Source organism: Porphyrobacter sp. ULC335 (assembly GCF_025917005.1).
Classification (GTDB): Bacteria; Pseudomonadota; Alphaproteobacteria; order Sphingomonadales; family Sphingomonadaceae; genus Erythrobacter.
Genome location: NZ_CP078091.1, coordinates 2,818,499 through 2,837,654, shown reverse-complemented (window position 1 = coordinate 2,837,654; position 19,156 = coordinate 2,818,499). Strand labels below are relative to the sequence as shown.

Genomic DNA, 19,156 nt, shown 5'->3' with positions numbered 1-19,156 from the left:
CGCGGGCCGGTTTCGTTAGCGGTCGGCGTTCTTGCTCCTTGCGGTTGACGGCTTGTGCGAATCAGCCTATGCGCGCGGCTCATTCGACATGTTCGAAGCAAGTTCGGCAGGCATCGCCCTTGCGCGTGCCGACCGGACTTTTTGCCGTTTACGATCTGGCCACCGTGTCAGTCGTCCGGTGAACGGACACAAGAATGAATGAGCGTTGAGATAGGAGCGGCCTTCAATGGTCGAACTCCTGTGGAGCATGGAGAAATAAGTGGCTCGTATTGCCGGGGTAAATATCCCCACCAACAAGCGCGTGATCATCGCGCTCACCTACATTCACGGGATTGGCCGTACCACCGCCGTCCAGATCGCTGACAAGCTGGGCATCGCGCACTCCGCGCGCGTGCAGGACCTTTCCGACGAGGAAGTCCTGCGGATCCGCGAAACCATCGATGCCGATTTCACCGTGGAAGGCGACCTGCGTCGCAACACCGCGATGAACATCAAGCGTCTGATGGATCTGCGCGCCTATCGCGGCCTGCGTCATCGTAGCGGTCTGCCCGTTCGCGGCCAGCGCACCCACACCAACGCCCGCACCCGCAAGGGCAAGGCCAAGCCCATCGCGGGCAAGAAGAAGTAAGCGAGCGGGGGTCTCCCCCTTTGTACGCTTTTTCCTTCTGACGAGCTAGAGGACAGTAAACGATGGCACGCGAACCAGGCCGTATTCGGCGTCGTGACAAAAAGAACATCACCAGCGGCGTTGCGCATATCAACGCCAGCTTCAACAACACCATGATCACCATCACCGATGCACAGGGCAATGCGATCAGCTGGTCCAGTGCCGGCGCGATGGGGTTCAAGGGTAGCCGCAAGTCGACTCCCTATGCTGCGCAGGTCGCTGCCGATGACGCGGGCAAGAAGGCCGCCGAACACGGCGTCCGCACGCTCGAAGTCGAAGTGAAGGGTCCGGGTTCGGGTCGCGAAAGCGCTCTGCGGGGTCTTGCGGCTGTTGGTTTCAACATTACCTCGATCCGCGACGTTACCCCGATCCCGCACAACGGGGTCCGTCCTTCCAAGCGTCGCCGCGTCTGATCCGCCGGGTTGGCGGTGACGCAGTGTGTCGCCGCCGCCCGAACGGGTCCGATGCCGCATTGCTTGTCTGCATCCGGCCCACCCAAGTTTGAACCGCCCACAAGGCGAATTAGGGGAAATCCATGTCCGTCAACACCAAGAACTGGCAGGAACTCAAGAAACCCAACTCCCTCGAAATCAAGGATGGCGGCGATCGTCAGCGCAAGGTTACCTTCGTGGCCGAACCGCTGGAGCGGGGCTTCGGCCTGACGCTCGGCAACGCGCTGCGCCGGGTGCTGCTTTCCAGCCTTCAGGGCGCTGCGATCACCTCGATCAAGATCGAGAACGTGCTGCACGAATTCTCGTCGCTTGCCGGCGTGCGTGAAGACGTCACCGACATCGTCCTGAACGTCAAGCAAATCGCGCTCAAGATGGAAGGCGAGGGCCCCAAGCGGCTCCAGCTTTCGGCCACCGGCCCGGGCGAAGTCCGCGCTGGCGACATCGCTGTCACCGGCGACATCGAAGTGATGAACAAGGATCTGGTGATCTGCCATCTCGATGAAGGCGCGACGCTCAACATGGAGCTGACCGCTGACACGGGCAAGGGCTACTCGCCTGCCGTCCAGAACCGTCCGGCCGACGCGCCGATCGGGCTGATCCCGGTTGACTCGCTTTATTCGCCTGTGCGTCAGGTCAGCTACAAGGTCGAAAACGCCCGCGTCGGTCAGGAGCTTGACTATGACAAGCTCTCGCTGACGGTCGAGACTGATGGCACTGTCACCCCGGAAGACGCCGTGGCCTATGCCGCGCGCATCCTTCAGGACCAGCTGACGCTGTTCGTCCACTTCGAAGACGGCATCCCGCAGCCGGTCGGCCAGATGATCGGCCACGCCGTGCAGCCGGAAGAAAGCGACGCCAACCAGCTCAACCGTTACCTCCTCAAGAAGGTGGACGAGCTGGAACTGTCGGTGCGTTCGGCCAACTGCCTCAAGAACGACAACATCATCTATATCGGCGATCTGGTCCAGAAGACCGAAGCCGAGATGCTGCGCACGCCGAACTTCGGCCGCAAGTCGCTCAACGAGATCAAGGAAGTGCTCTCGAGCATGGGTCTGCGCCTCGGCATGGACATCCCGGGCTGGCCGCCCGAGAACATCGAAGAGATGGCCAAGAAGCTCGAGCAGGAATTGCTCGGTTGATGAACTCGTGAGCCCCCGCGCAAGCGGGGGCTTGCACATTGGGCGACGGTGGCAGCCCCGATAGCCACCAGCACTGGGGTACCTCGAACGGCCCCTTTTCGAACGGAGTAAAGAATATGCGTCATGGTATTTCGGGCCGTAAGCTTGGCCGCAAGACCGGTCACCGCAACGCCCTGTTCCGCAACATGGCGGCAGCCCTGATCAAGCACGAGCAGATCAAGACCACGCTGCCCAAGGCGAAGGAACTGCGCCCCTATCTCGAAAAGCTGATCACGCTGGCGAAGCGTGGCGGCCTTTCGAACCGTCGTCTGGCGATGGCTCGCTTGGGTGACGAAGCCCAGCTCAAGAAGCTGTTCGAAGTCCTCGCCGAGCGTTATTCTGATCGTGAAGGCGGTTACACCCGCGTGCTGCGCGCTGGCGTGCGTGCCGGTGACGCCGTGCAGATGGCGATCATCGAACTCGTCGACCGTGACGAAGCTGCCAAGGGCCAGGATTCGGGTCCGGTGCAGGCCGAAGAAGATTACGAAGACGCGTAATCCGCGCTTCGAAACGATAGCGGGAAGGGCCGGGGCGGGAACGCTTCCGGCCCTTTCCTTTTGCCCGGCGCGGATTAGGGTGGCACGCATGATCCGCACCGCCTTTGCAGCCACAACGCTGCTCCTCGCCGCTGTCCCCGCCACTGCACAAAGCCAGCAGGAGGCGCTTGAGGCACGTTATGATCGCTCGCTGGCGGCGGGTTACAAGGCGCTGATGTTGTGCGGTGCCATCGCCAATGCCGAAGCGAACGGCACGAGCCGCACGCCCGAAAGCGTCATGCAGTGGGAACTGACCGGCATTCAGGCGCCGCTGGACACAATCGTTACCGAATTGCCTTTCGAGATCGTCCGCCGCCCGAGCGGGCAGATTGCTCATGTCGCGGTGCGCTGGGCAGAGGATATGCCGGCACGCGTGGCGCTGTATTATGGTCCGAAAACGGGCTGTTCGATCCTGCCGATCGGTGCGCCTGTGGATGCCAGCGATCCCGGTCAGTCCGTCGCGATCCCGCCCGAAGGGGCCTCGACCGCAAAACCGTCGGTGGAGCAGGCCGAAGGCGCCAGCACGTCCCGCGGACGTATCCGCAAGCCGCGTGACGAGCCGGGCATGCCGTGGACGCTCCTCATGGCGAAGGGGTTCGACCAAGACCGGCTTGGTACATACGGGAAGGGCGCCCGCACGACTGCGGTGGTGGTCCGGCGCTTCGCATCCGATGGGACCCGCCGCTTCGAGGCCGAAGTCTACGCCGATGGTTTCAGCGCCAGCACCCCGCAGCGGACCTGGTCGGTCGCCAAGAGCATTACTTCAACCCTGGTCGGCGCGGCTGTTCAATCGGGGGAAGTCCGCACAGATGATCCGATTGGCCTGAACTACTGGCGCGGTGGAGGGGCGGTTGATCAGCGCAACGCCATTACAATCGACCACGCTTTGCGCATGGCCACAGGGCGCTATTCCGATACGCCCGGCAACCGCACCGATCCGCTTTATTATGGCGGTTCCAGTGTCGATGAAACCGCGACCAAATGGCCGGTGCTGCACAAGCCGGGCACCACATTCCGCTATGCCAACAACGACACGCTGCTGGCGGTCAAGGCGATCGGGCAGTGGCTTTCATTTTACCCGCCCGATGAGTTCTTCGCCAAACTCGGGATGACACACACTGTCGCCGAGACTGACTGGAAGGGCGATTACGTTCTTTCCTCGCAAGTCTGGAGCACGGCAGGTGACCTTGCGAGTTTGGGGCAGCTTTACCTCAACGACGGTGTGCTCCCTTCAGGCGAGCGGATCCTGCCCGAAGGCTGGGTGAAATATGTCTCCACCCCGAGCGGGCCGCAGCCTCCCACCGGCACTTTCGGATACGGGGCGGGGTTCTGGCTGCTGAACAAGGAGGAGGACGTTCCCGCCGATACCTTCGCTGCAATCGGCAATCGCGGGCAGTATGTGGTGATCGTCCCTTCGAGGAAGGTCGTGATCGTCCGGCGCGGGGAGGATCCGGTCGGCTCCGGTTTCGACATCGCCGCCTTCACGCGTGATGTGCTCGCGGCGTTGCCGAAGGAGTAGCTTGGGTCCTGAGGCAGCGCGATCTGTTCACAAAAGGCGCTTTGAAGCTTAACGGTTCCTGTCACAGCAATTCAGCTTCGCCACAGTCCGAATCGCGCAAAAGCATCTTCGACACCGCAAGCAATTCCGCCCGCGGTGACTGACGAGGATTGCTTCCATGACCACCAAGACCCCCCGGCTGGCCTCCGGCAAATCGGTCCGGCTTGTGCTCGGCGCGGTTGCTGCCACTGCATTGTCCGTCGCATCCGTGACCCCCGCCATGGCGGATGACCGTCGTGATCGTGACGGGATTGGCGCGGGCGAGATCATTGCCGGCGCTGTGGTGATCGGTGGTCTTGCCGCCTTGGCAGGCGCTTTTGATGGCGACCGTGACCGTGACCGCTGGGATCGCGGCGACCGCTGGGACCGCGGTGATCGTTGGGACCGCGGCGGCGGCTATGGCTTCCGCGGCGGCTCGCGCGGGGCGGTTGACCGCTGTGTCCGCGCGGCGGAAAATCAGGCACGCCGCTTTGGCGGCTACCGCTTTGCCGACGTGATCGACGTCCGCGATATCGACCGCACCCGTGACGGGTTCCGCGTCCGTGGCCGGATCGACGTGGGCGGCGGTTGGGACCGTCGCGGCAGCGATCGCGGAAACTTCACCTGCCGCGTCGATGGTCGCGGCGCCCCGTTCATCGACTTTGACGGTATCCGCGGCCTGCGCTGATCGCCGTTAACCCCTTCGCGCGCCGTACCTGCCTTTTCTGGCGCGCGCTTCTGGTCGCCCCGTGCTCCCATAAGGAACGCGGGGCGGCCTCGTTTCTGCGCGGCATCCGGTTCAGCCCAGCGCAAGCTCGGCACGGTTAATCCTGCCGCTATCGGGGCGTTGGTGGGCGCTCGCATAGCAACAGGAGAGAGCAATGGCTCTTACGTTCCGCGCGCTTGCCTTGGCTGGTGCGCTTGCCGGTACCACCATGATCGCCGCTCCGGCGTCGGCCGCCTCGCTGCCATCGGGCCCTGCGCTGGGCGCACCTTCGGCCGCTTTTGATTTCAGCCGTTATGACTCTGCCAGCGATACGGCCGATTGGCGCTGCCGCCGGCGTTGTGGCTGGGGTGGAGGCTGGGGCGGCGGCTGGGGCCGCCATCGCGGCTGGCGTCGCAACCGGGTCGATGCGGGCGACGTGCTGATCGGAGCCGCGATCATCGGCGGCGTGGCGGCGATCCTCAGTTCCAACAACCGCCGCGAGCGTGAACGCGACCGCGATGTCGTGATTGTCGAGCGGGATGCCGATTTCCGTGATCGCGACTGGGACCGTGACCGCGACACGCGTTACCGCGATGATCGCCGGGCGGCCCCGCGCGGCACCGGTGCCTCGGGCCTCGATAATGCGGTCAACATGTGTCTCGACCGGATCGAGCGTGACGTTCGGGTCGACACGGTCGACAATGTCGAACGCAACGGATCGGGCTGGCAGGTCAGCGGCGTACTGTTCAACGGATCGCCCTTCCAGTGCCGGATCGGCAATAGCGGCCAGATCGACGCGATCGATTATGGCCAGGGTTTCACCGATGTCGGCTTCAATGCCAGCAGCGATGGCGCCGCGCCGCGCGCTGCCGGGCAGTGGGACGATCAGCGCTACGCCGACGCCCGCGCGGCGGTTGGCGGCACGGTGCGTCCCGATATCGCAGTGAGCGAGGCGACGATACAGCCCGGAGAGCCCGCGCTGCGCACGGCGGCCAGCACGGCGATGCCTGCCTATCCCGGCGGCCCGATTCCGGGCGAGGTCATTCCCGAAACGGTCGAAGAAGAGACCGGCGGCTAAGTCTCGGGGGAGGGGAGTCAGCTCCCCTCCTTCTCTCCGCCATAGCTGGGCAGGCCCCATTCCCAATGGATCGCCGCCGCGCGCAGGGTGAACCCGCAGGCAAAGGCGAAGCTCCACGCCCAACCATCATCCACGCCCAGCAAAGGCGCGGCCAGCATCCCTGCAACAGTCAGCGCCGAGGTGAGCGCGGCGGGGGTCACGTAAAGCTCCGGGCTCATAATGATCGACGGGCGGCCCGCCACGACATCGCGGATAATCCCGCCGACGCAGCCGGTGATGACGCCCATCAGCGCGGCAGGCACCGGCGGGATGCCGTAAGCGAGCGCCTTGGCACTGCCCAGCACGGCATAGGCGGCAAGCCCCGCCCCATCGGCATAGGCAAAGCCCTTGCCTTCCCACCACCGTACCGGCGTGAACCACGCGATCAGCGCGGTGCCAAGGCAGACGGCGGCGACCCAGGGATCGTCGATCCAGAACACCGGCGCACGGATCAGCAGATCGCGCACCGTCCCGCCGCCAACGCCAGTCACCAGCGCGAAGAAGGCCATCGTCACGAAGGTCTGCCGCAGCCGCGCCGCCAGCACCGCGCCCGACAGCGCGAACAGCGCGATCCCGGCGAGGTCGAGAAGATCGAGGATCGGAGTGAGGACGGTCGGGGTCATGAAACGGTCGGCGGTACGGCCGGCCGCGCCTTGCGACGGCGGAACATCAGCACGCAGCCGATCAGCGCTCCCGTCAGCGACAAGGCGGCAAAGATGATCAGCACCGGATGGCTGGTACCCTCCCGCTCGGAGATGTCCATGATGTGCAGGCCCCAGGCGAAGTCGAAGGCGCGCCACCAGCGGGTGCGAACCGCCTCGATATTGCCGGTGTCGCGCCCGACGTAAACATTGGTGCCGTCAGCAAGCTGCACCTGCCACACCGCGAGCGGGCGGCGGAAGTCGAACGGGGTGCGGTCGGCGGGGAAGAGCGTCACGCGCTCGACCTGATCGCCGCCGATCATGCTCTTTGCCACCAACGCGCGGGCGGCGGCGGCATCAAGCGCGGGGAGTGCCTTGCCGGTGGCGAAGTCGACCCGGCGGGTGGAGCCATCCAGTGATGTGAGGATCGCCACCGCGCGGCCATCCTGCATGGTGACGTGCATCTCTTCGAGCTGTGCGTCGGGCGCGGCAATCGTGCTGCCGGGCAGCACCAGCGGCGTCGCGGTCGTCTCGCGGCGCAGATGATCGCCGCGCACCGCCTCGATTGGACGCGCGACCATCAACAGGCCGGTCGCCAGCCACATGGTGATCGGCACGCCGACCAGCCAGCCGAGCCAGATGTGCCATTTGGCGAGGGAGCGCATGGGGATACGGGTCATGCGCCATGCCATGACGAAGCAGCCCTAGGAGTGCAATATCTGTCCGATGGCCTCGGCCGCCGCGATGCAATCGAGATCGCGCCAGCGCGGGCCGATGACCTGCATTCCGCAGGGCAAGTCAGCCCCGAGGTAGTTCCCGCTCCCGATCGGCAACACTGTTGATGGCAGACCGGGGAAGGTCGCCGTACCCGACCACATCAGGCCGCTGCCGCCAGGCTCGTCTGCGCCGTTGATGCTGATCGTCCCGCGGAACACCGCCTTGTCGCTGTGCGGCACCGCCAGCACCGGGGCGGGCGGTGCGAGGACGAAGTCATATGTTTGGAACAGCGCTTCCCACTGCGCGGCGTTGGCGGCCTGCGCGTTGAGCAGCGCAAACCAGTCGGTCGCCGTGGCGCGCTTGCCGTCCGGGGCTGGGGCACCGTTGGACATGACGATGTTCATCATCTTGATATAGCTGCGGTTCTGCTGCGGCTGATCGGGCAGGAGATCGCTGGCACGGTCGATCCTCACTCCGGCGCGGGCGAGCGCCTCCAGCGCGGCTTCGGTCGGGCCCAGCACGCTCGCATCGACCGGCGCGCCCGGCAGGCTTGTGATCGCCAGCAGGCGGCAGTCCTTGATCGGCTTCGGACGGCGGCGCAGCGGTACTTCCGCGCCGACCTCGACCAGCACGGCGAGATCGGGCGCGTTGCGAGCCAGCGGCCCGGCGATGCTCAGTGGGCCGTCAGCGGCAGCGATAAACCCCTCGCGCCGCGACATCCCCGGGAAATCATGCCCGTGTTTGGGGACGAGGCCCCAGGTCGTCTTGTGCCCCCATACCCCGCAGAAATGCGCCGGCACGCGCACCGATCCGCCGATGTCGGTGCCGTAGTCGCAAGGCACCATCCCGCTCGCCACAGCCGCCGCGCTGCCGCCCGACGATCCCCCGGGGGAGCGTTCCGCATTGTGCGGGTTGGCGGTGCGGCCATAGACCGGGTTGAAGCTCTGCCAATCCGTGAGGTCGACCGGCACGTTGGTCTTGCCGATGATGATCGCGCCTGCCGCTTTCAACCGCTTGACCAGCAGCGCGTCTTTCGGGGCGATCTGGTTGCGGAACTCGGGGTGGCCGAAGGTGGTCGGCAGTCCGGCGACGTCGAAGCTCTCCTTGATCGTCATCGGCACGCCGAACAGCGGCTGGTCGAGCGGCGGAGCGCCCTTGTCCATCGCTTTGGCGGTTTCGTAGGCGCGCTCGAAATCGGGGACCGCCAGCGCATCGATCGCGGAATCGAACTTCCCGACCCGCACGATCGCCGCATCAACCGCCTCGGCCACGCTGATCTTGCGCGTCCGGATCGCGAGCGCGGTCGCCAGCGCCCCGGCTTTGTCGGTCAGTTGCGGATAGGCCATGCGTGTCGTCTCCCCCTCGGCTTTGCCGGTCTAGCAAAGCCGGGGGAGGGCGCAAATCACATGTGGATAGGTTTCCCCGTCACCGCCATCGCCGCTTCCTTCAGGGCTTCGGCGTGGGTGGGGTGCGCGTGGCAGGTATAGGCGATATCTTCGCTGGTGGCGCCGAATTCCATCGCCACGCAAGCCTCGGCGATCATCGATCCGGCGAGGCTGGCGATGATCCACACGCCCAGCACCCGGTCGGTTTCCGCATCGGCGATAACCTTCACGAAGCCATCGGTGTCGCGGTTCGCCTTGGCGCGGCTGTTGGCCATCATCGGGAACTTGCCGACCTTGACGTTGAGCCCGCGTTCCTTGGCCTGTTCCTCGGAGATGCCGACGCCCGCGATTTCGGGTGCGGTGTAGACGACGCTGGGGATCACATCGTGGTTCACAATGCCGGTCAGGCCCGCGATGTTCTCGGCCACAGCGATGCCTTCATCCTCGGCCTTGTGCGCGAGCATCGGGCCGGGGACGACATCGCCAATGCCCCAGATATTCGGCACGGAGGTGCGGAAATCGTGGTCGATCTCGATCTGGCCGCGGCCGTTGGTGCTGAGGCCCGCCTTGTCGAGCGCGAGGCCATCGGTGTTCGGGCGGCGGCCGATGGCCACCAGCACGTGGCTGGCGGTGACGGTCTGCGCCGCGCCGCCTGCGGCCGGTTCGACCGTCAGGGTGACAGTCTTGCCGTCGACCTGCGCGCCGGTCACCTTCTGGCCTAGCATCATGGCCATGCCCTGCTTCTTGAAGATTTTCTGCGCTTCCTTGCGCACATCGCCGTCCATGCCGGGCAGCAGCTGGTCGAGATATTCGATCACGGTGACCTTGGCGCCCAAGCGACGCCACACCGAACCCAGTTCGAGACCGATCACGCCGCCGCCAATCACCACGAGGTGTTCGGGGACTTCATCGAGGTCAAGCGCGCCGGTCGAATCCACGATCCGCTTGGCCGCATTGTCGACCGTGACGCCGGGGAGGGGCGTGACGCTGGAGCCGGTGGCGATCACGATGTCCTTGGCGGTGACTTTCTCGCCCGCGACGGTGACGGTGTGTGCATCCTCGAATGCGGCATGGCCTTTCAGCCAGGTGACCTTGTTCTTCTTGAACAGGAATTCGATCCCGCCGGTCAGTTCGCCCACGGCCTTGGTCTTTTCCTGCATCATCCGCCCGAGATCGAGCGTCGGGGTGGCGGTGATGCCCCAGGTGGCGAAGTGGCCGTTGTTGGCCTCGTCAAACAGCTCCGAGCCGTGCAGCAGCGCCTTGGAGGGAATGCACCCGACATTGAGGCAGGTGCCGCCGAGCGTGGCGCGCGATTCAACGCAAGCCGTCTTCAGCCCCAGCTGCGCCGCACGGATCGCCGCGACATAGCCGCCGGGACCGGCACCGATGATGAGGACGTCGTAATCGTAGGAATGGTCAGCCATTTTTTTCTCCGTCGCCCCAGCGAAAGCTGGGGTCTCAGGCTGCGGGGTTCAAGCTTGCCGCTCTAGGCCCCAGCTTTCGCTGGGGTGACGGGCAAACTCAAAGATCAATCAGCATCCGGGTCGGATCCTCGATCGCGTCCTTGATGATCTTGAGGGCCGTCACCGCCTCGCGCCCGTCGATCAGGCGGTGGTCGTAGGACAGGGCGAGATACATCATCGGGCGGATCACGATCTGGCCGTTACGCACCACAGGGCGATCCTCGATGCGGTGGAGGCCCAGCACCGCCGACTGCGGCGGGTTGATGATCGGGGTGCTCATCAGCGAGCCGAACACGCCGCCGTTCGAGATGGTGAAGGTGCCGCCGCTCATGTCTTCCATGGTCAGCGTGCCCGCCTTGGCGCGCGCGCCGAAATCGGCGATGTCCTGCTCGATCCGGGCAAAGCCCTTCTTGTCGGCATCGCGGATGACGGGGACGACGAGGCCGTTGGGGGCCGAGACCGCGACCGAGATGTCCACGTAATCGTGATAGATGATCTCGTCGCCCTCGATATAGGCGTTGGCGGCGGGAACGTCCTTCAGCGCAAGGCACGCAGCCTTTGCGAAGAAGCCCATGAAGCCGAGGCGAATGTCGTGCTTCTTGGCGAACAGGTCCTTGTACTTGTCGCGCGCTTCCATGACGGCGCTCATGTCGACATCGTTGAAGGTGGTGAGCAGCGCGGCATTGTCCTGCGCGCTCTTGAGGCGCTTGGCGATGGTCTGGCGCATGCGGGTCATCTTGACCCGTTCCTCACCGCGCGCGCCGCCGGTGGAGGCAGGGGCTGCGGTCGGGGCAGGGGTCGGCGCAGGCGCGGGGGCCGGGGCCGGGGTGCCCTTGGCCTTGGCTTCGGCGGCGGCGAGCACATCTTCCTTGGTCAGGCGGCCATCCTTGCCGGTGCCCTTGATGGTCGAAGGATCGACCCCGTGTTCCAGCACCGCGCGGCGCACCGCGGGCGACATGGTCTGGGCTGCACCCGACAGGTCTTCGGTTGCCGCCGGGGCGGGCGCCTCTGCCTTGGCTGCGGCGGGAGCGGCGGCTGGTGCCGCAGCGCTGGCGGTCGCGCCCGCTTCGATGATCGCGATCACCGCGCCGACTTCGACCGTGTCGCCCACCGCCGCGCGGTGTTCTGACATGATGCCAGCGACCGGCGAGGGGACGTCGACCGCAACCTTGTCGGTCTCGAGGCTGCAAATCGCCTCGTCAGCGGCGACCGCTTCGCCCGGCTGCTTGAACCATTCTGCGATGGTGCCTTCGGTGACGGATTCGCCGAGGACGGGGACTTTGATTTCGGTGGCCATTTGAATGGGTTCCTGAAACTTGCTTCTGTATTGTATGAAGTGAGGCGGGCCGTTACAGCCCCAGCGCGGCGGCGATCAACGCCTCCTGCTGGGCCTTGTGGCGGCTGGCGAGACCTGTCGCGGGTGAGGCAGAGGCGTCGCGTCCGGCGTAAACCGGCCGCATTCCCGTGTGCCCGGAAGCGGTCAGCGATTCCTCGATGCGTTCGTTGACGAAGAACCACGCGCCATTGTTGCGCGGCTCCTCCTGACACCACACCACGTCCTGAAGGCTGGTCATGCGCGCCAGACGTACTGCCAGCGGATCGCCGGGGAAGGGGAAGAGCTGTTCGATGCGGATGATCGAGACATCATCGATCCCCGCGGCATCGCGCGCTTCGATCAGGTCATAGGCGACCTTGCCCGAGCACAGCACCACACGCCGCACCTTCTCGTCCGCGATCTCCTTCGTGTCGGAGAGGATGCGCCGGAACTGCCGGTCACCCAGGAAGTCCGCCTTGGCGCTCTTGGCCATCGGGTGGCGCAGCAGCGACTTGGGGCTCATGATGATCAGCGGCTTGCGGAAGCTGCGGAGCATCTGGCGGCGCAGCACGTGGAAGTAGTTCGCCGGTGTGGTGATGTTGCAAACGCACATATTGTCGTCGGCGCACAGCTGGAGGAAGCGTTCGAGCCGCGCGGAGGAGTGCTCCGGCCCCTGCCCTTCGTAGCCGTGCGGCAGCAGCATCACGAGGCCGTTGGCGCGCAACCACTTGCTTTCGCCGCTGGCGATGAACTGGTCGATCATGATCTGCGCGCCGTTGGCGAAGTCGCCGAACTGGCCTTCCCACAGCACGAGGCTGCGCGGATCGGCCATCGCGAAACCATATTCGAAGCCGAGCACGCCATATTCCGACAGCGTGGAATCGTGCACTTCGAACTTGCCGTGCGGCAGGGTGGAGAGCGGCACGTATTTGCGTTCCGATGTCTGGTCGACCCACACCGCGTGACGCTGGCTGAAGGTGCCGCGTCCGGAGTCCTGTCCGGACAGGCGCACGCCGTATCCTTCCATCACAAGGCTGCCGAAGGCGAGCGCTTCGCCGGTCGCCCAGTCGAAGCCTTCGCCGCTGGCGAACATCTCGCGCTTGGCAGCCAGCACGCGGTCGAGCGTCTTGTGAACCTCAAGATCGGCAGGAACTTCGGTCAGCACGCGGCCGAGCGAATCCAGCATCTTGGGCTCGATCGCGGTCTCGACCGAGCGGCGAGCAGTCTCGGGGTCAGCCGGCTTGTTGAGTCCCGCCCAGCGCCCGCCGAACCAGTCGGCTTCGTTGGCCTTGTAATTCTTGCCCGCCTCGAACTCTTCTTCGAGCAGCGCGACGAACTCGCCGGCCATCCGCTCGCGCGTGCCGGGTTCGACCACGCCTTCGCGCACCAGCCGCGCTTCGTATGAAACGCTGACCTTGGGATGGGCGCGGATCTTGTCGTACATCAGCGGCTGGGTGAACTTGGGCTCGTCACCCTCGTTGTGGCCGAAGCGGCGATAGCACCACATGTCGATCACGACATCGCGGTGGAAGGTCTGGCGGTACTCGACCGCGAGCTTGCAGGCGAAGGTCACCGCTTCGGGATCGTCGCCGTTGACGTGGAGGATCGGCGCCATCACGCCCTTGGCCACATCTGACGGATACGGCGAAGACCGCGCGAACTTGGGCGAGGTGGTGAAGCCGATCTGGTTGTTGATGATGAAGTGGATGCAGCCGCCCGTGTCATAGCCGGGGACGCCGGACAGCGAGAGGCTTTCCCACACCACGCCTTGCCCTGCGAAGGCCGCATCACCGTGGATCAGCACGGGGAGCACCTGATCCTTCTTCTTCAGGTCATCGCGGATCGCCTGTTGCGCGCGCGCCTTGCCCAGCACCACGGGGTTCACCGCTTCGAGGTGCGAGGGGTTGGGGACGAGGCTCATGTGCACCGAAATGCTGTCGAACTCGCGGTCGGTGGAGGTGCCGAGGTGATACTTCACGTCGCCCGAACCGCCGACGTCATCGGGGTTGGCGCTGCCGCCGGAGAATTCGTGGAAGATTACGCGGTAAGGCTTGGCCATCACGTTGGCGAGCACGTTCAACCGGCCGCGGTGGGCCATGCCGTAGATGATCTCGCGCACGCCAGCGCTGCCGCCGTGCTTGATCACGGCTTCCAGCGCCGGGATCATCGACTCCCCGCCATCAAGCCCGAAGCGCTTGGTGCCGACATATTTGCGGGCGAGGAATTCTTCGTATTGTTCCCCGCGCAGCACTGCGGCAAGGATCGCCTTCTTGCCCTCGGGAGTGAACTGGATCGTCTCGCCGGGCTTTTCGAACTTGTCCTGAAGGAAGCGGCGTTCCTCGGTATCGGCGATGTGCATGTATTCGAGGCCGACCTTGCCGCAATAGACTTCGCGCAGGCGCTGGTGGAGCTTGCCCACCGTGGTCCATTCCATGCCCAGCACGCCGCCGACATAGACGTCCTCGTTCTCCTTGCCCGCAAGGCCGTGCCATTCGAGCGTGAGGTCAGCCGGGCCTTCGCGCGCCGACAGGCCGAGCGGATCAAGCTGCGCCGCCATGTGGCCGCGCACACGATAGAGCCGCACCAGCGTCATCGCCGCGATGGAGAGGGCCGCAGCCTTCTCGACCGCCTTGGGATCGAGCGACTTGCCCGCATCCTTCGCCGCGGCCTTGACCGCGAGCTTCATCTCGGTCGGGTCCATCGCCGCGACCAGATCGGACGCGCTATCGGCCAGCGTATCGAGCCAGCCGCGCTTTGCCCACGAAGGGCCGGGCTGCGGGCCTTCCTGATCGGTGAAGGCGGGGATGAAGTTCTGCGGTTCGTTGCCCATCATGGGACTCCTGGGGAGGAGGAAGGATGGCCCCCCGCGCGGGGTCGCGAGGGGCCGGTATTCTAGACGGCGGTTAGGCCAGTTCTTTCAGCATCGCGGCAAGGGTTTCGCCCAGCAGCGAGGGCGAGGGCGAGACGCGGATGCCCGCATCTTCCATCGCCGCGATCTTGTCTTCCGCGCCGCCCTGACCGCCGCTGACGATGGCGCCAGCGTGGCCCATGCGGCGGCCCGGAGGGGCGGTGCGACCGGCGATGAAGCCGACCATAGGCTTGGCGCGGCCCTTGGCGCGTTCGGCCTTGATGAAGGCGGCGGCTTCTTCTTCAGCCGAGCCGCCGATTTCGCCGATCATGATGATGCTCTCGGTCTCGGGATCGTCGAGGAACAGGTCGAGCACGTCGATGAAGTTGGTGCCGTTGACCGGATCGCCGCCGATGCCGACCGCGGTGGTCTGGCCGAGGCCCGCCATGGTGGTCTGGTGCACGGCTTCATAGGTGAGCGTGCCCGAACGCGAGACGATGCCGACCGAGCCCTTCTTGAAGATGTTGGCCGGCATTATGCCGATCTTGCACTCGTTCGGCGTCAGCACGCCGGGGCAGTTGGGGCCGATCAGGCGCGACTTGGAGCCCTGAAGCGCACGCTTGGCGCGGACCATGTCGAGCACCGGAATGCCTTCGGTGATGCAGATGATCAGTTCCATCTCGGCATCGATGGCTTCGCAGATCGCGTCAGCGGCGAACGGCGGCGGCACGTAGATGCACGAGGCAGTCGCGCCGGTCGCGGCCTTGGCTTCGCGCACGGTGTCGAACTGCGGCAGGCCGATATGGGTGGTGCCGCCCTTGCCGGGGGTCACGCCGCCAACCATCTGCGTCCCGTAATCGAGCGCGGCCTGGGTGTGGAAGGTGCCGGTGTTGCCGGTCATCCCTTGGGTGATGACCTTGGTGTCTTTGTTTACGAGGATGGACACTAACAAGTTCCTTTACAATTATAGACGGTTACATTTGCAGCCGGAGTGCCTTGAGGCGTTGCATTATCTTTGATCGGGGCGAAGATTGGCGGCGTGAATTCCCAGCGGCCACCAAGTCCGTCGCCGTAATCCTCGAAGATGCTGATTTCGCCGCTTTGCCAACGAAAGCCGTGGGGCGTTTCTGTGCGGGGCGAAAAATCTCGATCGAGTGAGGCGACAGCACGGCTGATCGCCTCAGGATTGTCTTTTCCGGTATCGGCAAGCACAGAGCATGCCTTGCCGTCACCTACCTGAGCCAGCGCGAGCAAAACGGGAGAACCATTTCGTTCAAAGACCTCTGGCCAGTTCGCCGGATTCAAAACAGGGTCTCGCTCCGCCGCTTGGTCCGTGCCGCCCTTGCCTTGAACATAGTCTCGTGCCGCCTGTTTGATGAATGTCACCATCTCATCAGGATAGGGGCGTGACTGCCAGCCAGCATCCCGCAATGCGCTCGGGGCCGACGTAGAAACGTCGTCATTCCCGACCGCGTCGATACAGGCGTCAAGAGCCGCGGCAACGTCGCCATCAGTCGCTGACTCAAGCTCCCACACTGAATAGGGACGATGTCCGCCTCGCAGCAGTTCCAAGGCTGACGGCTGCGGTGGTTTCCCACCACAGGCCGAAAGCGCAACGGAAACTGCAAGCAAGGCGGTTGCGTTATGCAAGCGAGCTATCCAGCGCCTTGCACGCCTCGAGCAGTTCCTTGACCGCATCGACGCTGACGCCGAGGTTCGCCTTCTCTTCGTCGGTCAGGCTGATCTCGATCACGTCCTCCGCGCCGCCTGCGCCGATTACCACCGGCACGCCGACATAGAGCCCGTCGACGCCGTACTTGCCGTCAACCTGCACCGCGCAGGGGAGGATGCGCTTCTGGTCGTAGAGGTAGGCTTCGGCCATCGAAATGGCGCTGGTGGCGGGGGCATAGAAGGCCGAGCCGGTCTTGAGCAGCGCGACGATCTCGCCGCCGCCCGAACGGGTGCGCTGGACGATCTCGCCGAGGCGGTCTTCCGAGATGCCCTTGATCTTGGCCATGTCCTTCACGGGGATGCCGTTGATCGTGGAATAGGACAGCACCGGCACCATCGTATCGCCGTGGCCGCCGAGCACGAAGGCGTTCACGTCCTTCACCGACACGCCGAATTCCCACGCGAGGAAGGTCGCGAAGCGCGCCGAGTCCAGCACGCCGGCCATGCCGACGACCTTGTTGGCGGGGAGGCCCGAGAATTCGCGCAGCGCCCAGACCATCGCGTCGAGCGGGTTGGTGATGCAGATCACGAAAGCATCGGGGCAGTTGGCAGCAATGCCTTCGCCGACCGCCTTCATCACCTTGAGGTTGATGCCGAGCAGATCATCACGGCTCATGCCGGGCTTACGCGCGACACCGGCGGTGACGATCACCACGTCAGCCCCTGCAATGTCGGCATAGTCGTTAGAGCCGGTGATGCTGGCATCGAAGCCTTCGACCGGGCCGCACTGGCTAAGGTCAAGCGCCTTGCCCTGCGGGATACCCTCGGCCACGTCGAACAACACGATGTCGCCAAGGCCCTTGAGCGCGGCGAGATGGGCGAGCGTGCCGCCGATATTGCCTGCGCCGACGAGGGCGATCTTCTTGCGGGCCATTGTTCGGACTTCCTTCCCTGATCCATCGGGACGAAGTTGATAGACGCGCACAAGGCAGTGGCGCTGGTGCCTGCCCCCGTCCCAAGCGGCTGGGCACCCGTTACGAGACGGGCGGTAGGCGGCTCAAAACGGGATTGCAACCGACAAAAGGTCTTATGCGACAACTATCTTTGCAAACAGTTCGCAATTGCATTAATCGGGTTAGTCGGCGCATCAGGGAAACAGCGTAGCGCATCTGCCGTAGCGGCAAGCACCCGTTAAGGCATGACGATCAGGCGGGCACCAGATCACGCTCGGATCGGGCGGCGAGCCGTCGGTCGAACATCCGGGTGACCGCCAGCCAGTGGTCCTTGGCATCGGCATCATCGCGATGGCAAGCTTCTGCGGCGAGATCGACAGCAGCCTCGGCCGAGGCAAGGCCGTGCACTGCGAAATGGCGCAAGGCGGCAGTCAGCAGGGGATCGAACGCTTTTGGAGCGGGCCTTGCGTCGCCGTTATCATTGGCCGCCCGCGCCAGTGCCGGGGCCAGCAATCCCCGCCCCGCAGCGCGCCAGCCAAGACGACGGACAGGGTGATTGGCGGAGGCAAAGCGGACAGACATGAAGTGCGGCGTTCCCGTTATTGGCCGGCGCTTTGGGTCGCTCGGCAGTGGGGAACGCTCTAGCGGGGCGCCGCTAAGGCTTGGTGTGCCAACAGGGTTGCCAGCAGCTTAACCCTGTTCTGGCGGCTTACTCCGTTGACGCAGGCGCGGCCGCCGGCTGGGCTTTCCACTGGCCTGCGCGCGCATACTCGGCCTTGACCCCGCCGGTCGCGGCATAGGCTTCCGCCGGGGCCGAGGTGGCGAGCGGGACGGGGGCGGCGGCCCCGTTGCCAGCGCCAGCAGCCTGCTTGCGCACGGGTACGGGATCGAGCTCGTAAGCGATGACCGGATTGCTGCTCTCGCCCGGAACCGGGGCAGCGACCGGAACGGGGGCAGGGCTGGTGCGCCCGCTGACCATCGGCTCAAGCCCGGCATAGGCATTGGTAAACGCGCCCGCCTGTCCGCTCGTCCCGCGATTGCGGTAGAAACGGTGCGCGCCGATCGAGCCGATGTGGTCGAGGCTGCTCGCCCAGTAGGGATTGACCCAGAGCGTGTGGTAATGCGTGGCAAGCCCGACCGGAGCATAGACGCTGCCGTTCAAGGCTTCGGAGGCAATGCGCTGCGCCTGCGCCCAGCTTGCGCCGGAGGGGCGACGGGCCAGGCTGCCGTCACAGGTGAAGGTGAACTGGCACCCGGTCGAGCGTTCCGAACCCTGATACACGACGCCGCACACGCTGGAGGGCCACGCGGGGTGCGCCACGCGGTTGAGCACCACTTGCGCAACGGCGCGCTGGCCCGCCTCGCTCTCGCTGGCGGCTTCGTACCATACGGCTTGCGCAAGGCATTCCTGCGCGCGCGAATGGGTCATGCCGCTGCCGGGCGAGAAGAACGGCTTGGCCGCCGCACCCACATCGATCAGCGCGCCCAGCTCGCGCCCGCTCTCCGCGCCGCTGCCGAGCGGGTTGTCGGTGGGCAGTGCGACCAGCGCGGTCCCTGCTGGGTCGGCCATGTAGTAGAAGGCCGATCCGGGGAAGCTCATCCCCGGGTGTTCAAAGGGAAGCGCGGCTTCTGCTGCCTTGCGGGTGGCGAGCGCCGCTGTGCTTTCGACCGCGTTGCCGGGAAGCGTGGTGAAGCCGCCGGGTGCGGCCATCGCCGGCACGGTGATCGCCGCGAGCAATACCGCGATCCGTTTGCGCCAGGTCTTGCCGGGCATCGTCCAGCGGGTGCCTGAAGCAGGGGCCACGAAGGGGAAGGAGGTGAGCGGCGATGCCATGATCTGCGCTGCGCCTTACGCGCGGCGGCGGGCAGGGGCGAGGGCAGGGCAGGCCTGCGTCCCGTTTATGGACACCCTGCGGCCGCGCCTTAATCCGTTGCGCCGCAGGCGCACCCTTAGTCGTTGCGCCGATGGG

The 19,156-nt window shown here is 65.2% G+C and carries 18 protein-coding genes; 7 read left to right on the top strand and 11 right to left on the bottom strand.

Features of this window, described 5'->3' with window-relative positions; genetic code table 11:
• Nucleotides 1-259 precede the first annotated feature (259 nt).
• The 7 genes from rpsM to KVF90_RS13525 all read left to right on the top strand — a co-directional run bounded on the left by rpsM (nucleotide 260) and on the right by KVF90_RS13525 (nucleotide 6,154).
• The gene (gene rpsM / locus KVF90_RS13555) at nucleotides 260-628 is read left to right on the top strand and encodes a 30S ribosomal protein S13 (protein ID WP_160761271.1); all 369 of its coding nucleotides are present in this window, start codon (nucleotides 260-262) and stop codon (nucleotides 626-628) included.
• 62 nt (nucleotides 629-690) lie between these two features.
• Nucleotides 691-1,080: a 30S ribosomal protein S11 gene (rpsK, locus tag KVF90_RS13550; RefSeq protein WP_101791853.1), complete on the top strand. Its 390-nt coding sequence runs from the start codon at nucleotides 691-693 to the stop codon at nucleotides 1,078-1,080.
• A 122-nt stretch (nucleotides 1,081-1,202) separates the two neighbouring features.
• Nucleotides 1,203-2,258, top strand: a complete 1,056-nt coding sequence (locus tag KVF90_RS13545) for a DNA-directed RNA polymerase subunit alpha (RefSeq protein ID WP_264392103.1) — start codon at nucleotides 1,203-1,205, stop codon at nucleotides 2,256-2,258.
• Nucleotides 2,259-2,374: 116 nt separating this feature from the next.
• The gene (gene rplQ / locus KVF90_RS13540; RefSeq protein WP_264392102.1) at nucleotides 2,375-2,794 is read left to right on the top strand and encodes a 50S ribosomal protein L17; all 420 of its coding nucleotides are present in this window, start codon (nucleotides 2,375-2,377) and stop codon (nucleotides 2,792-2,794) included.
• 88 nt (nucleotides 2,795-2,882) lie between these two features.
• Nucleotides 2,883-4,352, top strand: a complete 1,470-nt coding sequence (locus KVF90_RS13535) for a serine hydrolase domain-containing protein (RefSeq protein ID WP_264392101.1) — start codon at nucleotides 2,883-2,885, stop codon at nucleotides 4,350-4,352.
• Nucleotides 4,353-4,509: 157 nt separating this feature from the next.
• A complete protein-coding gene (locus tag KVF90_RS13530; protein ID WP_264392100.1) occupies nucleotides 4,510-5,058 on the top strand; it encodes a hypothetical protein in 549 nt (182 codons plus the stop codon).
• A 193-nt stretch (nucleotides 5,059-5,251) separates the two neighbouring features.
• The gene (locus KVF90_RS13525) at nucleotides 5,252-6,154 is read left to right on the top strand and encodes a hypothetical protein (RefSeq protein WP_264392099.1); all 903 of its coding nucleotides are present in this window, start codon (nucleotides 5,252-5,254) and stop codon (nucleotides 6,152-6,154) included.
• A 17-nt stretch (nucleotides 6,155-6,171) separates the two neighbouring features.
• Here KVF90_RS13525 and KVF90_RS13520 read toward each other — a convergent pair whose 3' ends face one another.
• From KVF90_RS13520 to KVF90_RS13470, 11 genes are all read right to left on the bottom strand, one after another.
• Entirely contained in the window at nucleotides 6,172-6,816 is a 645-nt protein-coding gene (locus KVF90_RS13520) for a trimeric intracellular cation channel family protein (protein ID WP_264392098.1), read from the bottom strand.
• Nucleotides 6,813-7,514: a hypothetical protein gene (locus KVF90_RS13515; protein WP_264392097.1), complete on the bottom strand. Its 702-nt coding sequence runs from the start codon at nucleotides 7,512-7,514 to the stop codon at nucleotides 6,813-6,815. Before KVF90_RS13515 ends, KVF90_RS13520 begins: the two co-directional genes overlap by 4 nt.
• A 24-nt stretch (nucleotides 7,515-7,538) precedes the next feature.
• Nucleotides 7,539-8,897, bottom strand: a complete 1,359-nt coding sequence (locus KVF90_RS13510; protein WP_264392096.1) for an amidase family protein — start codon at nucleotides 8,895-8,897, stop codon at nucleotides 7,539-7,541.
• Between the two features lie 56 nt (nucleotides 8,898-8,953).
• The gene (gene lpdA / locus KVF90_RS13505; RefSeq protein ID WP_264392095.1) at nucleotides 8,954-10,360 is read right to left on the bottom strand and encodes a dihydrolipoyl dehydrogenase; all 1,407 of its coding nucleotides are present in this window, start codon (nucleotides 10,358-10,360) and stop codon (nucleotides 8,954-8,956) included.
• 97 nt (nucleotides 10,361-10,457) lie between these two features.
• A complete protein-coding gene (gene odhB / locus KVF90_RS13500) occupies nucleotides 10,458-11,696 on the bottom strand; it encodes a 2-oxoglutarate dehydrogenase complex dihydrolipoyllysine-residue succinyltransferase (RefSeq protein WP_264392094.1) in 1,239 nt (412 codons plus the stop codon).
• A 52-nt stretch (nucleotides 11,697-11,748) separates the two neighbouring features.
• Entirely contained in the window at nucleotides 11,749-14,544 is a 2,796-nt protein-coding gene (locus tag KVF90_RS13495) for a 2-oxoglutarate dehydrogenase E1 component (RefSeq protein WP_264394520.1), read from the bottom strand.
• Between the two features lie 73 nt (nucleotides 14,545-14,617).
• On the bottom strand, nucleotides 14,618-15,508 hold the full coding sequence (sucD, locus tag KVF90_RS13490; RefSeq protein ID WP_264392093.1) for a succinate--CoA ligase subunit alpha: 891 nt from the start codon (nucleotides 15,506-15,508) through the stop codon (nucleotides 14,618-14,620).
• Nucleotides 15,508-16,134 (bottom strand): hypothetical protein, encoded by a 627-nt coding sequence (locus tag KVF90_RS13485; protein WP_264392092.1) that lies wholly within the window; start codon nucleotides 16,132-16,134, stop codon nucleotides 15,508-15,510. Before KVF90_RS13485 ends, sucD begins: the two co-directional genes overlap by 1 nt.
• Nucleotides 16,135-16,204: 70 nt before the next feature.
• The gene (gene mdh / locus KVF90_RS13480; protein ID WP_264392091.1) at nucleotides 16,205-17,167 is read right to left on the bottom strand and encodes a malate dehydrogenase; all 963 of its coding nucleotides are present in this window, start codon (nucleotides 17,165-17,167) and stop codon (nucleotides 16,205-16,207) included.
• 271 nt (nucleotides 17,168-17,438) lie between these two features.
• Nucleotides 17,439-17,768 (bottom strand): hypothetical protein, encoded by a 330-nt coding sequence (locus KVF90_RS13475; RefSeq protein ID WP_264392090.1) that lies wholly within the window; start codon nucleotides 17,766-17,768, stop codon nucleotides 17,439-17,441.
• A 127-nt stretch (nucleotides 17,769-17,895) separates the two neighbouring features.
• A complete protein-coding gene (locus KVF90_RS13470; protein WP_264392089.1) occupies nucleotides 17,896-19,020 on the bottom strand; it encodes a cell wall hydrolase in 1,125 nt (374 codons plus the stop codon).
• Between the last annotated feature and the right edge of the window lie 136 nt (nucleotides 19,021-19,156).

What these genes read in the sequence shown, in the direction of transcription:
- KVF90_RS13530 (WP_264392100.1), top strand. Translation starts at nt 4,510, where the DNA reads ATGACCACCAAGACCCCCCGGCTGGCCTCCGGCAAATCGGTCCGGCTT.
- KVF90_RS13535 (WP_264392101.1), top strand. Translation starts at nt 2,883, where the DNA reads ATGATCCGCACCGCCTTTGCAGCCACAACGCTGCTCCTCGCCGCTGTC.
- KVF90_RS13470 (WP_264392089.1), bottom strand. Translation starts at nt 19,020, where the DNA reads ATGGCATCGCCGCTCACCTCCTTCCCCTTCGTGGCCCCTGCTTCAGGC.
- KVF90_RS13515 (WP_264392097.1), bottom strand. Translation starts at nt 7,514, where the DNA reads ATGACCCGTATCCCCATGCGCTCCCTCGCCAAATGGCACATCTGGCTC.
- KVF90_RS13520 (WP_264392098.1), bottom strand. Translation starts at nt 6,816, where the DNA reads ATGACCCCGACCGTCCTCACTCCGATCCTCGATCTTCTCGACCTCGCC.
- KVF90_RS13510 (WP_264392096.1), bottom strand. Translation starts at nt 8,897, where the DNA reads ATGGCCTATCCGCAACTGACCGACAAAGCCGGGGCGCTGGCGACCGCG.
- odhB (WP_264392094.1), bottom strand. Translation starts at nt 11,696, where the DNA reads ATGGCCACCGAAATCAAAGTCCCCGTCCTCGGCGAATCCGTCACCGAA.
- KVF90_RS13525 (WP_264392099.1), top strand. Translation starts at nt 5,252, where the DNA reads ATGGCTCTTACGTTCCGCGCGCTTGCCTTGGCTGGTGCGCTTGCCGGT.
- lpdA (WP_264392095.1), bottom strand. Translation starts at nt 10,360, where the DNA reads ATGGCTGACCATTCCTACGATTACGACGTCCTCATCATCGGTGCCGGT.
- mdh (WP_264392091.1), bottom strand. Translation starts at nt 17,167, where the DNA reads ATGGCCCGCAAGAAGATCGCCCTCGTCGGCGCAGGCAATATCGGCGGC.
- rplQ (WP_264392102.1), top strand. Translation starts at nt 2,375, where the DNA reads ATGCGTCATGGTATTTCGGGCCGTAAGCTTGGCCGCAAGACCGGTCAC.
- KVF90_RS13495 (WP_264394520.1), bottom strand. Translation starts at nt 14,544, where the DNA reads ATGGGCAACGAACCGCAGAACTTCATCCCCGCCTTCACCGATCAGGAA.
- KVF90_RS13545 (WP_264392103.1), top strand. Translation starts at nt 1,203, where the DNA reads ATGTCCGTCAACACCAAGAACTGGCAGGAACTCAAGAAACCCAACTCC.
- rpsK (WP_101791853.1), top strand. Translation starts at nt 691, where the DNA reads ATGGCACGCGAACCAGGCCGTATTCGGCGTCGTGACAAAAAGAACATC.
- KVF90_RS13475 (WP_264392090.1), bottom strand. Translation starts at nt 17,768, where the DNA reads ATGTCTGTCCGCTTTGCCTCCGCCAATCACCCTGTCCGTCGTCTTGGC.